This is a genomic window from Sulfitobacter sp. SBS6 (genome assembly GCF_048285585.1).
GTDB lineage: Bacteria > Pseudomonadota > Alphaproteobacteria > Rhodobacterales > Rhodobacteraceae > Sulfitobacter > Sulfitobacter pontiacus.
Genome location: NZ_JBLWBA010000007.1, coordinates 144,549 through 158,349, shown reverse-complemented (window position 1 = coordinate 158,349; position 13,801 = coordinate 144,549). Strand labels below are relative to the sequence as shown.

At 62.8% G+C, this 13,801-nt stretch carries 12 protein-coding genes; 1 reads left to right on the top strand and 11 read right to left on the bottom strand.

Annotated features, from left to right (window positions below):
- Nucleotides 1–385 precede the first annotated feature (385 nt).
- The 5 genes from ACNQ62_RS13675 to ACNQ62_RS13655 form a co-directional block, all read right to left on the bottom strand.
- Nucleotides 386–1,087 carry an ABC transporter ATP-binding protein gene (locus tag ACNQ62_RS13675; protein WP_005848905.1) on the bottom strand — a complete coding sequence of 234 codons (702 nt, stop codon included), beginning with the start codon at nt 1,085–1,087 and terminating at the stop codon, nt 386–388.
- Nucleotides 1,080–1,856: an ABC transporter ATP-binding protein gene (locus ACNQ62_RS13670; RefSeq protein ID WP_418095077.1), complete on the bottom strand. Its 777-nt coding sequence runs from the start codon at nt 1,854–1,856 to the stop codon at nt 1,080–1,082. Before ACNQ62_RS13670 ends, ACNQ62_RS13675 begins: the two co-directional genes overlap by 8 nt.
- Complete coding sequence (locus ACNQ62_RS13665) at nt 1,853–3,715, bottom strand: ABC transporter permease (protein WP_418095076.1); 1,863 nt, start codon at nt 3,713–3,715, stop codon at nt 1,853–1,855. The genes ACNQ62_RS13670 and ACNQ62_RS13665 overlap by 4 nt, the downstream gene beginning before the upstream one ends.
- 72 nt (nt 3,716–3,787) lie before the next feature.
- Complete coding sequence (locus ACNQ62_RS13660) at nt 3,788–5,005, bottom strand: ABC transporter substrate-binding protein (RefSeq protein WP_418095075.1); 1,218 nt, start codon at nt 5,003–5,005, stop codon at nt 3,788–3,790.
- Nucleotides 5,006–5,061: 56 nt separating this feature from the next.
- A complete protein-coding gene (locus ACNQ62_RS13655; RefSeq protein WP_418095074.1) occupies nt 5,062–6,129 on the bottom strand; it encodes a Rieske 2Fe-2S domain-containing protein in 1,068 nt (355 codons plus the stop codon).
- 158 nt (nt 6,130–6,287) lie between these two features.
- Between ACNQ62_RS13655 and ACNQ62_RS13650 the strand changes: the two genes are divergently transcribed.
- Nucleotides 6,288–6,725: a MarR family winged helix-turn-helix transcriptional regulator gene (locus ACNQ62_RS13650; protein ID WP_005848896.1), complete on the top strand. Its 438-nt coding sequence runs from the start codon at nt 6,288–6,290 to the stop codon at nt 6,723–6,725.
- Between the two features lie 3 nt (nt 6,726–6,728).
- On the opposite strand, the gene ACNQ62_RS13645 is transcribed toward ACNQ62_RS13650, so the two are convergent.
- Genes ACNQ62_RS13645 through ACNQ62_RS13620 form a run of 6 tightly spaced genes read right to left on the bottom strand, consistent with a single transcriptional unit; the run spans nt 6,729 to nt 13,795 of the window.
- Entirely contained in the window at nt 6,729–7,313 is a 585-nt protein-coding gene (locus tag ACNQ62_RS13645; protein ID WP_418095073.1) for an amino acid synthesis family protein, read from the bottom strand.
- Nucleotides 7,310–7,894 carry an amino acid synthesis family protein gene (locus tag ACNQ62_RS13640; RefSeq protein WP_005848892.1) on the bottom strand — a complete coding sequence of 195 codons (585 nt, stop codon included), beginning with the start codon at nt 7,892–7,894 and terminating at the stop codon, nt 7,310–7,312. The genes ACNQ62_RS13645 and ACNQ62_RS13640 overlap by 4 nt, the downstream gene beginning before the upstream one ends.
- Nucleotides 7,887–8,735, bottom strand: a complete 849-nt coding sequence (locus ACNQ62_RS13635; protein WP_418095072.1) for a UPF0280 family protein — start codon at nt 8,733–8,735, stop codon at nt 7,887–7,889. Before ACNQ62_RS13635 ends, ACNQ62_RS13640 begins: the two co-directional genes overlap by 8 nt.
- Nucleotides 8,732–10,219: a 6-hydroxynicotinate reductase gene (locus ACNQ62_RS13630; protein ID WP_418095071.1), complete on the bottom strand. Its 1,488-nt coding sequence runs from the start codon at nt 10,217–10,219 to the stop codon at nt 8,732–8,734. The genes ACNQ62_RS13635 and ACNQ62_RS13630 overlap by 4 nt, the downstream gene beginning before the upstream one ends.
- A complete protein-coding gene (locus ACNQ62_RS13625; RefSeq protein WP_418095070.1) occupies nt 10,212–12,959 on the bottom strand; it encodes a molybdopterin-dependent oxidoreductase in 2,748 nt (915 codons plus the stop codon). The genes ACNQ62_RS13630 and ACNQ62_RS13625 overlap by 8 nt, the downstream gene beginning before the upstream one ends.
- Entirely contained in the window at nt 12,959–13,795 is an 837-nt protein-coding gene (locus ACNQ62_RS13620; RefSeq protein ID WP_418095069.1) for an FAD binding domain-containing protein, read from the bottom strand. The genes ACNQ62_RS13625 and ACNQ62_RS13620 overlap by 1 nt, the downstream gene beginning before the upstream one ends.
- Between the last annotated feature and the right edge of the window lie 6 nt (nt 13,796–13,801).

The window sequence follows — 13,801 nt, the reverse complement described above, 5'->3', positions numbered from 1 at the left end:
CAGCCGATAAGATAGATTATGTAATTATATACCCACATACACCCGTATCTAGCCCAGCTGAATACCATCTTGCGGCTATTGGTATGCCTCGAATATGCCCCCTTGATTCACACGAAAAAGCCATGGGCATTGTTACAAGATCATAGCTTTCCGCTGGGCTGGCGTAAAACGGGCGGTGGCTGGATCGACAGTGTAGTCTTTGGTGAAAGCATCGGGATCGCGCGCGATACGGGCGATGAAAACCTCTAACTCAGTGCCGTGTCGAATCTGGCATGCTGGCGGATGTGCCTCGCATGGTGTGGACCTATGGGCGTATTAGCAGAACGCCCAGTCTGTTGCCTACGGGGCTACCTGCCTTAGCTCGCAAATCTCGAAACACATTAGTCTAAACCGACAGATATTGATCCCGAATTTCCGGCTGCGATTGCAGCGCGGCGAGCGTGCCGACGAATTTCTGTGTGCCGTGTTCGATGATCACCACGCCATCGGCGACCGCTTGCGCGAAATGCAGGTTCTGTTCGGACAGCAGCACCGTCAGCCCCTCTGCCTTGAGTTGCAGGATCACGCGGGCCATCTGTTCGACGATCACCGGCGCGATGCCTTCGGAGGGTTCGTCCAGCAGGATGAATGCGGGGTTGCCCATCAGGGTGCGGGCGATGGTCAGCATCTGCTGCTCGCCCCCCGACAGCGCCTTGCCGCGGTTGTGACGGCGTTCAGCGAGGTTGGGGAAGAGGTCGAAAACCATGTCCTCGGTCCAGGTGGTGCAGCCGTCGCGGGGGGGCTGGCGGCCGACCTCCAGGTTTTCCAGCACGGTAAGCTGGGTGAAAATCCGGCGTTCCTCGGGTACATAGCCCAGACCGTTGCGCGCGACCTTGTGGCTGGGCCAGCCGGTGATGTCTTGGCCCTGATAGATGATCTTGCCCTGCCGTGGCCGCACCAGCTGCATGATGGATTTCATCGTCGTGGTCTTGCCCGCACCATTGCGCCCCAGCAGGGCGACGACAGTGCCGCGATCCACGGTAAAGTTCAGGTCATTCAGCACCTGCGCCTTGCCGTAGAATGAATTGACGCCGTTCACCTCAAGCATGGGCATCCTCCTGCGCTTTGAACAGCGTGCCGCCGCCCAGATAGACCTCTTGCACCTGCGGGTTGTTGCGGATCTCGTCGACGGTGCCGTCGGCGATCAGCTGGCCACGGTTCAGCACCATGATCCGGTGCGAATGGGCAAAGACCACGTCCATGTCATGTTCGGTAAACAACACGCTGATGCCCCGTTGCTCCAAAATATCGGCGGTCAGCTGCATCAGTCCGATCCGTTCGCGCGGTGCCATGCCAGCGGTGGGTTCATCCATCAGCAGCAGGATCGGGTCATTGGCCAGCGCAACCGCCAGTTCGAGCCGTTTGAGGTCGCCATAGGCCAGCACCGCGCAGTGACGTTCGGACTGGTCGACCATGCCCACGGTATCAAGCAGCGCCAGCGCCTCTTCGCGGTAGAGTTTATGGGCGAAGGTGGTCAGGGAATAGAGCCGCTTGTGATGCGACATCAGCGCCATCTGCACGTTTTCGACCACGGTCATCGAGGCATAGGTGGCGGTGATCTGGAACGTCCGCCCCACACCCATGCGCCAGATCTTGCGCGGCTGCATGCCCGCGATGTTCTTGCCCATCAGCTGCACGGTGCCCGACGACGGCTTGAGCTGCCCCATCAGCATATTGAAACAGGTGCTTTTACCCGCGCCATTGGGGCCGATCAGCGCCAGCAGCTCGCCCTTGGCAAGATCAAAGCTCACGTCATCCACCGCCTTGATCGCACCAAAATTGCGGGACAGGTTGCGCACAGACAGGATCGGGCTCATTTCGCGTCCTCCGGTGTTTTCAGCAGGCCAACGCGTTCGCCCGCCTTGCGCAGCGATCCGACGATGCCTTCGGGGCCAAGGATCACGACAAAGATGATCAGCAGGCCCAAGGCGAGGCGCCAGTATTCGAAACGGGTCAGATAGTCTTTGACGCCTTCAAAGAAGGCCCCGCCGACCCAGCCGCCCGACAGGGTCTTCACCCCGCCCAGAAACACCACGATCAGCGCGTCGAAACTGCGGGCGGTTTCAAGCTCGTTGGGGAAGATGCTGCCCTTGGAGAAGACGAACAACCCGCCCGCGAGCCCCGCCATGATGCCCGCAAAGGTAAAGGCGACCCATTGGATGCGTTTGGTGTTGATCCCCATCGCCTCGGCTTGGCGCGCACTGTCGCGGGCCGCGCGCATGGCATAGCCAAAGGGCGCATGAGCCGCTTGGCGCAGCAGCAGGATGCCCCCGATGCAGAAGACAAAAGCGAGGTAGTAATAGACATCATTGTCCGACGCCCAATCGGACGGCCAGATGTTGACCAGCCCGTCATCGCCCCCCGTCACATCACCCCACTGGAACGCGAGGCTCCAGAGCAGTTGCCCGAAGGCGAGCGTCAGCATGGCGAAGTAGACACCGGTGGACCGCAGGCAAACCCAGCCGATCACCACGGCGGCCAGCCCCGCGCAGATCGGGGCCAGCACCAGCGCCAACTCCATCGGGGTGTCGGCATAGGTCACAAACAGCGCCGCGGCATAGGCCCCCCCGCCAAAGAAGGCCGCATGGCCAAAGCTGACCAGCCCGCCCTGCCCCAGCATGAAATGCAGCGAGGCGGCGAAAAGACAGAAGATCATGATGTCGGTCACCAGCACCACGGCGAAATTCCCGCCGTAGAACGGCAGCAGCGCAAGGATGAACAGCCCCGCCATCACCAGCAAGCGCATGCGATTGCCCGCGGGCTTGATCGGGCGCTCCGGCTCTCCGGTCTGGCCGTGCTCGCCCGCGATCTCCTCTTTCCCGAGCAGGCCGAAGGGGCGGAACATCAGGACGATCACCATGACGACAAACATCAGAACAAGCGTCGACTGCGGCGCATAGGTCACGCCAAACACATTCAGGACCGAGATGATCACCGCCGCCAGATAGGCCCCCGGCAGCGACCCCATGCCCCCGATGACCACGACCACAAAGACCGCACCGATAATGCTGAAATCCATCAGCAGATCGGCACCCCCTTTGGGCAGCTGCAACGCGCCGCCAAGCCCTGCAAGCGCACAGCCCAAAAAGAAGACGCCCGTGAACAGCCACGCCTGATTGACCCCAAGGGCACCGACCATCTCGCGGTCCTGGGTGGCGGCGCGCACCAAGGTGCCGACACGGGTTTTCGTGATCAGATACCACAGGGCGATGGCGACGAAGGGCGTGATGATGATCAGCGCGATGTCATATTGCGGCACGGGTTCCCCCATGATGCGGATCACCCCTTTCAGCCCCGGCGCGCGCGGACCCAGCAGATCTTGCGGGCCCCAGATCATCAGCGCAAGATCCTGAATGACAAGGATCACGCCAAAGGTCGCGACCAGCTGGAACAGTTCAGGCGCGCTGTAGACAGGGCGCAGCACGCAGATCTCGACGATCACCCCGATCAGCCCGACGATCAGCCCCGCCAGCAGGATCGCTCCCCAGAAGCCGACCATGCCCGGCAGCACCTGCATCAGCGAATAGCCGACATAAGCCCCCAGCATATAGAACGACCCATGGGCAAAATTCACCACCCGCGTGACGCCAAAGATCAGCGACAGCCCAGAGGCAACCATGAAGAGCGCACCCGCATTGGCAAGCCCAGTCAGAATCTGTGCGATGAAAAGGCCCATGGGCACCTCTTGATGTTGGGGATGGGGTCAGATGCAGCCAAGGGGGCTTCCCCCCTTGGCTGCGGGTCCGGATTATTCTGCCGGACGCAGTTTCGACACATCTTCGTCAGACGGCAGGTAGTCGGCACCGTCCAGATAGGTCCAGTCGGTCATGACGCCCGCACCGTCCTTGAGCATGGTCTTCCCGACAAAGGCCCCCATGGTCGCCTGATTGTCGATCTCGCGGAAGGTGATGTCGCCCACGGGCGTCGCCACATCCAGCCCTTCAAAGGCCATACGGATCGCGTCGCCTTCGGTCGATCCCGCCTTGCTGATCGCGGCCGCGATGCTTTGCGCGGTCATATACCCGACGAGAGACCCGAGCTTTGGCGTTTCGTCGAATTTCGCCTGATAGGCATCAACGAAAGGCTTGTTCGCGCCGTCCTCGTCCGAGAAGTCATACCAGGGATAACCGGTCACAACCCAGCCTTCGGGGGCTTCGTCGGCCAGTGGTTCAAGGTATTCCGGTTCGCCCGAAAGCAGGCCATAGACCGTGCGCCCGTCGAACAGACCACGGGTGGTGCCTTCGCGGACGAATTTGGCAAGGTCGGGACCGAAGGTCACGTTATAGATCGCGTCCGGCTTGGACCGCTCCAGCGCCTGAACCTCGGCGCCGGCGTCGATCTTGAACAGGGCGGGCCATTGCTCTCCGACGAATTCGACCTCGGGCTTCAGTTCGGTCAGCACTTCCTTAAAGGCGGCCACCGCGTCTTTGCCGTAGGCGTAGTTGGGTGCGATGGTCGCGTATTTCACGGCATCGGTCTTGGCGGCCTGTTCCGCCAGCATCGCGGCCTGCATATAGGTCGAGGTCCGCAGGCGGAAGGTCCAGGGGTTGCCTTGGCTCCAGGTCAGGGCATCGGCCAGCGGTTCGGCGGCGAGGTACACCCAGCCCTTTTCCGCCGCGACCGAGGAGATCGCCAGACCGACGTTCGACAGGATCGAACCGGTGATCATCACGGTGCCTTCGCTGGTCATCAGCTCTTCGGCGATTTTGATCGCTTCACCGGGGTCGCCCTGATCGTCGCGGAAGATGAATTCGAGCGGGCGATCCAGCACACCGCCATCGGCGTTGATTTCCTCAAGCGCTAGTTCGATGCCTTGTTTATACGGCTCGGCAAAGGCGGCGAGGCGTTTGTAGTGGTTGATCTCTCCGACTTTGATCGGGTCGCCCGACTGCGCCGATGCGGCAAAGCCGGTGACGCCAAGGGCAAAGGCCCCTATGACGCTGTTCAGGAATGTCTTTCTGTTCATGTGATGGTCCTCTCGTGTTGGGGTGTGCCGTCTGCTGCGGCTTTGCTTTTTATGGATCAATCATGCTGGACAAAGACCGGTGCGACGGGGTCGCCCAGATCGTCCGTCGCCTCTGCCTCGATCCGGTCGCGGATGCGTTTGCGGTAGACGTTGGGCGCTTTGTCGATAGCGATGCGGATGGGTTTGCGTTTTTGGGGGCGCTGTTCTTCTTGGTGGACGGCTTCCAAAATCGCCTTGTCCTCGGCAAATGCTACGCGGAACATCGCGTCCATTTGGTCCGACGCGGCGTCATCGCCAAGGGCGGTGTTGCGCAGGTGCATCCAGTGGTCGATCGTATAGTCCTCTGTCACGGGTGTGACGAAATGGAGCGCAAAGATACGCACGCCTTTGTTGCGCTGATCTTCGGGAAGTTCAAGCTTTGCATCAGACGACCCAAAGTCAATCACGGCGGTCGAGGGCATGTGCAGATAGTAATAATGCCAGCGGTCCACATTGCCGCTAAAGCCGCCGAATGCCTTGAAAAACCCGATGGGTTCCGCGTCTCTGATCCAGCGCCATGCCACGATCACCTCGTCTGCGGTTTTGACGTGCACGGGTACGTTTTCGGAGGCCGCATTGCCCAATGTCGTCGGATGGACAAAGCCGACATGCGCCGGATCAACAAGGTTTTCGGCAACGTTGAGGTAATTTGCGCGGATATGCAGCTTGTCCCCGTGGTGGACGTGCCACCCCTCTTGCCCCAATTCCGGCATATCGAAAGCAAGCGCGGGGTCGGCCTTGTCGGCGTCGCCCATCCAGATGAACACAATGCCGTAGCGTTCCAGCACCGGATAGCTGTCGACATAGGCGGATTTGGGCAGGTTCGATTGCCCCGGCACCCGCACACAGGCACCGTCCGCGCCAAAGGTCATACCGTGATAGCCGCATTGAATGGTGTCGCCGATGCGCTTGCCCTTGGACAGCGGCAGCAGCCGGTGCGGGCAGCGATCTTCGAGCACGGCGATCTGGCCATCGCTGGTGCGGTAGGCTACTAGGTTCTGCGCAAGCAATGTCAGCGGCACCAGCTCATCGCCAAAGTCGGTAGACCAACCCGCAACGTACCAAGCGTTTCTGACAAAGGACATCGGTTCACTCCTTGCTCTGCACAGCTTCATGAAGGACCAAAAAATTGTTAGCTGTCAAACAATTTCTTGCACCCCATCTGATATAGACCCCAGATGGAAACCGTGGGATGATAGTGCCTAATCTATACGCATTGGCCCAAGAGCACTGGATAAGAACCTTGGTTGAAACCACACAAGACCTGACCCTGACCGCAGACTATGCGTTGGAACAACAGATCGGGTTCAAGCTGCGCCTCGCGAACCAGCGCCACCTTGAGATCTTTAACCGGAGGATGCCGGATATCACGCCGACACAATTCGCCGTACTGGCCAAGCTGCGCGACGAGGCGCGGATCAGCCAGAACCACCTGGGGCGTCTGGTCGGGATGGACGCGGCGACCACCAAAGGCGTGATCGACCGGTTGCGCAAAAAGGGGCTGGTCCATTCCACCCCGTCAAAGACCGACATGCGGCGGCTGGAGATTTCGCTGACCGACGAAGGCATCGCGGTGACCGCCAAGGCGATTGCCACCGCGCAGGAAATCTCGGCCGAGACGGTCGGCAACCTCACCCCGCGCGAGGTCGACCGGCTGCTGGCCCTGCTCGAGAAACTATAGGCTCTAACGCAGGCCGTCCTTGCCTTCGGCCTCGGCATGGGTCAGCCCGCCGACACGGGGCAAGGGGCGCCCGGAATCTGTGACAGCCACGGCCACCAGTATCTCGCCCGCGCGCGGCGCGTCGTTCAACCGCACCTCGATCCCGTCGAAATGGCTGCGCACATAGGCGGCGTCCTTGTGCCCTAAAGGCACGTCAAGCACCTGCCCCGGCCCGCCCATCTTTTTGGAAGACGGCACCAGTGCGGCCCCCTTTTCAACCGCGACCCGCAGCGGTGCGCCCAGCTTCGGGTGCAGGATCGCGGCGGCGTGTTCCAGCTCTCCCCCCTCGCCCACCATCGCGGCCTTGCCATAGCTTTCGGCCTGCGCAGGGGTGATCCCAAGGGCCGCAACACATTTATCGCCCAGCAATCCCCCCAGCTCTGCGCCGATATCCATCAGCGGGGTCAGGTCTTCCGTATAAGAGCCTACAAAGGGGTTTTTGATCACGGCTACAGCTACGGCCTTGCGCGTGGGCGGCGATATCTGCTGCCCGATCTCGCGGTGAGTTTCTTCGACCCAAGTGGCGATTTTGCGAATGTCGGCGCTCATCTCAGGCCATCCTTTCCTTCGATATCCTTTGCATCCAACCCGCCCGCGCGGTTGTGGATACGTGCCCCTGTGGTCATCACAAGGATCACCGCCATTTCATCGGCGCGGGGGCTGTCATTCAGGCCGACCTCGATTGAATCGAAATGGCTGCGCACATATGAGGCATCGACATGGGTCACAGGCACATCCAGCCGCACCCCCGCCGCGCCAACCTTTTTCGTCGATGGCACAATCGCCTTCGATCCGCCCAATACATCGCGCATCGCATAGCCGCCAGGGGCGTGCCAGAGCGCACCGTGCTCCAACTCTCCGCCCGTGCCGACGATGCTGCCTTTGCCGTAGCCTTCGATCTGTGCCGCCTCGACCCCGAGCGCCGCCAGCAGCTTTTGCGCCATCGCGACCCCCAGCGGTTTGAGGTCTTCCATAAAGGGCTGGATGTCCTCGATATAAGAGCCTGCATAGGGGTTTTGGATCACAGCCATGACCGACCCGCGTTTCAGCGGCGTATTGGCGCGGGGGCCGCCTTCGTGGAAAATCTCTTCGACGCTGGTGACAATTTTGCGGGTCATAACCTCAGGCATATTCGGGGGCTTTCACTAGGGATTTCAGGGTTTCGGGCAAGCCGATGACAGTATGTTGGTCGCGCAGAAAAAGCGCCGCGCCAGAGATGAGGCCACGGTCGCGCAGACCCTGCGCCGCTGTCGCGCCTGCATTGAGGGCGTGGTTAACATCGGCAGGGGAGAGCGGCCCGACATGGGTGACCACCGGGGCCGCACCAAGGTCACTGTCGTCGTGCAACCGGTTCGCGGGGCTGCGCCGGATTGCGGGATGTGCGGGCAGATTAACGGCATTTCCCAGCCTCGTCGCCGCCGCATCGGCCATCGCGGCGGATCGGGCCAGCACGGTCACACTGTCGGCAATGCCCAAAGACTGGCTGCGCCCGCCCTGCCCGCTGGTGGCGATGCCGCGAATGGGGTCACTGCTGCGGATCGTGGCGGTGCCAAGCGACTGCCCGTCCAGCCCCGCGATGCCCACGTCAAAACGCGCGCCCTCGGTCAGATGCAGCGCGATATCGCCACCGTTGTTCACATAGGCGCGGGTCAGATCGGATGCATCCACCATGGCCGACAATACCTCTGCCGCGACGGCACCGGCCACGCAGATCATCGGCGTGGTCAGCCCGTCGGCATGGGGCAAGGCGGCGCGGTACATGGCGCGGGCGATCTTGCCTTTTGGCTTGGTGCCCACAGGGCGGCGCAGCAGGGGCAGCTCTGCCGTCAGTTCGGACAGGATCGTGCCAAAGCGATCGAAACCCGCGCGAAACGCCAGATCTCGCGCGCCATCCGCCCCGATGACCAGATCAATCGGGCCGTGGGACAGATGCAGCCTGCCACCGGGGAGAAGAGCCGCCTGTGCTGTCATGTCTTGTCCTTCGACCAGCCGTAGTTTTCCCGCGCATTAGGGTCGGGTTGCAGCAGTTGCTGCGCCACCCGTCGCACATCATCGGTGACCACATCACGCACGGGCTGGATATGCTCCATATGCCCGCCAAGCGTGCCGTAATCCTCGCGCCGCAGGGTGAATTCAATCGGTGCCACCAGCGCGGGCGTGGGCACATAACCGAAAGAGTTCGTGGGCATATCCATGACATCCACCATGACGGTAATGCCGCCCCCCGGCCAGACATAGGCCTCGGCCCCGCCGCAGGACACATGGGTCAGCGATTCCTTGACCGACCGCGTCAGCCGCACGGGGTTCTCTGTCACGCCGGCGCGCAAACTGCCGCCCGCCCCTCCCATGAACAGCACCGAACAAAGCGAGGGTTCGCAATTCTCGGCGATGCGGTCCGCGACGACCAGCAGCTCGGGCGTGATCTTGGCGGGTTGCGGGATCAGATCGTCATCCAGCGTGAAATAGGCCCATTGCTCTCCGGTGGTAGAGATCATCAGCAGCCGGAGCCCCGGCCAGGCACGCTTCGGGTCAGCGTCACGCAGGATGTTCAGCGGGTCTTCGACATCGGTGCCGCCCCATCCGGTGCCGGGGTCCGCCACCTGAAAATACCGCCCCGGCGTCGACCGCCGCCCGTTCACGCGGATGCCAGAGGGGGTCATATCCAGCCCTTTGCCCGCCTCGTGTTCTGTCAGCACGCCGGTGATGTGATCATCGACAACGACGACCTCGTCCACATGCCCGTGCCATTGTTTGGCGAACATCCCGATGGTCGCTGACCCACAGCCCACGCGCATCAGCTTTTCCGGAACGCCGTTGATGATCGGCGCTTTGCCCGCCTCGACCACCATGGTGACGCCGCCGTCGATGGTGACCTCGACCGGTTCACGGTTACATAGGCGCAGCAGCGCGTCACAGGTCACGCGACCTTCTTTCTTGGAGCCGCCGGTCAGATGCTCGACCCCGCCCAAAGACAGCATCTTGGACCCGTATTCAGAGGTCATCACATGGCCGATCGCCTCTCCGTCAACGCGCACCACGGCGCGCTCGTCGCCGATGTGGCGGTCGGTGTCGATCTTCACCTTGACCCCGCAATACGAAAAAATGCCCTCGGTCACGACGGTGATCATATCCACGCCCTCGACCTCTTGGCTGACGATGAAGGGCGCGGGTTTGTAATCTGGGTAGGTGGTCCCCGCCCCCACGGCGGTGACGAAATCGCGCCCGCCCTGAATGACGTCGCCGTCCCAATCTTGCGCGTTGTCGCCCTGATCCAGAAAAGCGACGGCCTTGGCCCCCGACTGGATCACGGTCAGCGGATCCAGCCGCACCAGCTCGCCCGCGTGGTTGGCATAGCGGTCGCAGGCGCCGGATTTGCCGTCGGCGATGAAACACATCACCGGGCAGGCATCGCAGCGGATTTTCACAGGCTTGGGGTCGCGCAGGTCGTCAGGCATGTCCGGCCTCCTTCAGGGCGGCGCGCAGGCGCGTCGGCGTGGCCGGTGTCTGCGTCAAGCGGGCACCGGTGGCATGGTAGATCGCGTTGAGGATCGCGGGGGCGGTGGGGATCAGCACGTGTTCGCCCAGACCTTTCGCGCCGTAGGGGCCGTGGGCGTCGGCCACCTCCAGGATCAGCGTCTCGATCGGGGGAACGTCGCCGATGGTCGGCACCAGATAGTCATGCAGGTTCTCGGTGCGCCCGGGGATATACTCCTCCATCAGCGCCATACCGAGCCCTTGGGCGATGCCACCCTGTACCTGCCCCTCGACCAACAAGGGGTTGATTGCGCGGCCCACGTCATGGGCGGCGACAAAGCGCAGCGGGCGGCACAGGCCAAGAGCGATATCCACCTCGACCACCACCAGATGCGCGGCATAGCCGAACTGCGCATAGGGCACGCCCTGCCCGTTTTCATCCAGCGGTTTGACCGGCGGATCATAGCTTTCTTGCGCCTGCAGCACATAGCCCTGCGCATCGACCGGCAGCCGCGTCAGATCAAGGCGCTGCGTGCGCCCGCCGTCGGTCACCGTGAGCTGCCCGTCTTGGCAGCCGATCTGTGCGGCGGGGCCCGCATTGACCTGCCGCAGGATCTGCGCCCGCAGCGCCTCTCCGGTCCTCAACGCGGCGTTGCCCGATACAAAGGTCTGCCGCGAGGCAGAGGTTTTGCCCGCGTCCGGCGTGATATCGGTGTCACCGCCGAGGATCGTGATCCCCTCGACAGACAGCCCAAGCGCTTGGGCAAAGATTTGCGGGATCACCGTATTGGCCCCCTGCCCGATGTCGATCGCACCTTGGTGCAGCACCACCGTGCCATCCGCCCGCACGCCCGCCAGAATGGTCGACGGGTTCGGCAGCGAGGTATTGCCGCAGCCGTACCACGCCCCCGCGATCCCGACACCGCGTTTCACCGTGTCATTCTTTGCATTGAACTGGGCGCATTCGGCTTTCGCCTCCTCCCACGCGGGGCGCAGCGCCTCTAGGCAGGGGGCGATGCCGACGCCCTGATCGAACACCTGCCCGCAGACCGTGGGCACCCCATCCGCCAGCGCGTTCTTCAAACGGAACTCCAGCGGATCAAGCCCCAGCTTTTCGGCCAGCAGGTCAAAGGCGGTTTCCTGTGCAATGGCCGATTGCGGCACGCCGAAGCCGCGGAAAGCTCCGGCGGGGGGGCAATGGGTATGCACGGCACGGCTACGTGCGCGATAATCAGGGATGTGGTAGGGGCCAGAGGCATGCACCGGCACGCGATTGGCGACCGTCGGACCCCAGCTCGCATAGGCGCCGGTGTTGAAATCCCCGTCGAACCGCAGCCCCGAAAGCGTCCCATCCGCCTTGGCCCCGACCTTGATCGTGATCTGCGCGGGGTGGCGTTTGGTGGTCGATTGCATCGTCTCGGCGCGCGCATAGGTCATGCGCACGGGCCGAGCCGTCTTGAGCGCGGCAAGCGCGATGAAGGGCTGCAACGACAGGTCGATCTTGGACCCGAAACCGCCCCCGACCGCCGTCGGCACAATGCGGATGTCAGCCATAGGACGGTCAAGGATCGCGGCCAGTGCTTCGCGGTCCATACCCGGCGCCTGGGTGCAGGCATGCACATGGATCCGCCCGTCGATCACTTGGGCAAAGCCTGCCTCTGGCTCGATATAGCCATGTTCGACAAAACTGGTGGTATAGTGCGCCTCGACCGTGACATCGGCGGCGTCGAGTGCGGCCTCCACATCGCCGCATTGCACGAAGCCGCCGCACATGATGTTCCCTTTGCGGTCCTCGAACAGCTGTGGCGCGTCGGGGGCGGTCGCGGCATCGGTATCGGCAAGCGCAGTTTGTGGCGACCAACGGACAGGGAAGCTTTCCAGATCAAGGGCGATCATCGCCTCCGCCTCTCCTACAACGCAAGCCACCGCCTCCCCCCGGAACCGGATGTGGTTCACAGCGAAAACCGGCTGGTCGATGAAGCCGGGGATCACGCCAAAGGCGTTGAGTCCGGGCACGTCATCTGCGGTCAGGATGCAATGGATCCCGGGCTGCGCGTTGCGCCATGCCTCAAGATCGCCGAAGGTAAATCCGGCCGAGGCATGGGGCGCGCGGATGACCCGCGCGACCAAAGCACCGGCCGGGGCAACGTCATCGCCAAACGCCTCTGACCCGTCGACCTTGGCCTGCCCGTCCAGCCGCCGCGCAGGCTGGCCAAGCGCGGTAGAGGCGACAGTCAGCCCGTCGGCAGCATGGGCCCCGACCACCGCGTCGATGATCTTGCGATAGCCGGTACAGCGACACAGCACGCCGCCAAGGGCATCCTGCACCTGCGCCGCGCTCGGCTGCGGCACGTCGCGCAGCAGCGCCACGGCAGAGACCATCATCCCCGGTGTGCAAATCCCGCATTGCGCGGCCTGATGGTGCTGGAAGCTTTGCATCAACGCCTGCGCGTCGCGGTCGGTTTTCACCAGCCCCGCCAGCGTCTCCACCTGCCGCCCCACCGCCTGCTGCACGGGCATCAGGCAGGCGCAGACCGGCGCGCCATCGACCAGCACAGTGCAGGCCCCGCAATCGCCCGCGTTGCAGCCGATCTTTACATCCTTGCGGTCCAGCCGCTCGCGCAGCGCGTAAGACAAGCGTTCACCGGGCAGCGGTTCAACCTGCGCAATGCTGCCGTTCAGGGTGAAAGAGGTCACTTCGGTCGTGGTCGGTTTATCCATCACAGGGCCCCTTTCAAGGCGCGTATCACAGCGCGACGGACCAAAGTGACGCTGGCGGCAAGGCGGTAGTCGGCGCTCGCGCGCGCATCCGTAATGGGGCTCAGCGATTGCACCAGATCAGCAGTCATGCGGTTTTCTACATCGCCAAGGGCGCTACCGCGAAGCTGATCCTCAAGCGCGGTGAGCCGCTGCGCGACGGGGGATGCGGCGCCGATGGCGATGCGGATATCGGTGAGCCTGCCGCTCTCGATCTTTGCCAGCACCGCGACCATGCAGATCGAGATCACCAGATACTTCCGCGCACCGAGTTTGACAAAGCTGCTGTGACTATCAGCCGGGGGCGCGGGGATGTGGATGGCGGTGACAAGCTCGTTCTGGGCGCGGTCGGTCTGGCGCACGCCTTGCAGGAACTGCGACAAGGGCAGCACCCGCGATCCGTTTGCGCTGCAAAGCTCTACCTCGGCATTCAGGGTCAGCAGCGGCGGCACCCCGTCGGCGGCAGGAGAAGCGTTGCACAGATTACCCGCGATGGTGCCTGCGTTCTGGATCTGGATCGACCCGACCTCGCGCGCCGCCAGCTTGAGCCCGTCGAAAGCGGCGGGCAGATCAGCGCGGATGAAGTCTGTCCATGTGGTCGCCGCCCCGATACGCCAGCCTTGGTCTGTTTGGCTGATGCCGCGCAGCTCTGGCAAGCGGGTGATATCCAACAGGTCCCCCGTCACCGGACGGTCGCCGCGTGCGGGGAACCAATCGGTCCCCCCCGCGATAATCGACACCGGCCCCGCGGCCAATGTGGTTAGCGCTTGATCCAATGTCGTCGCGGTCAGGTAGCTCATCCGGTC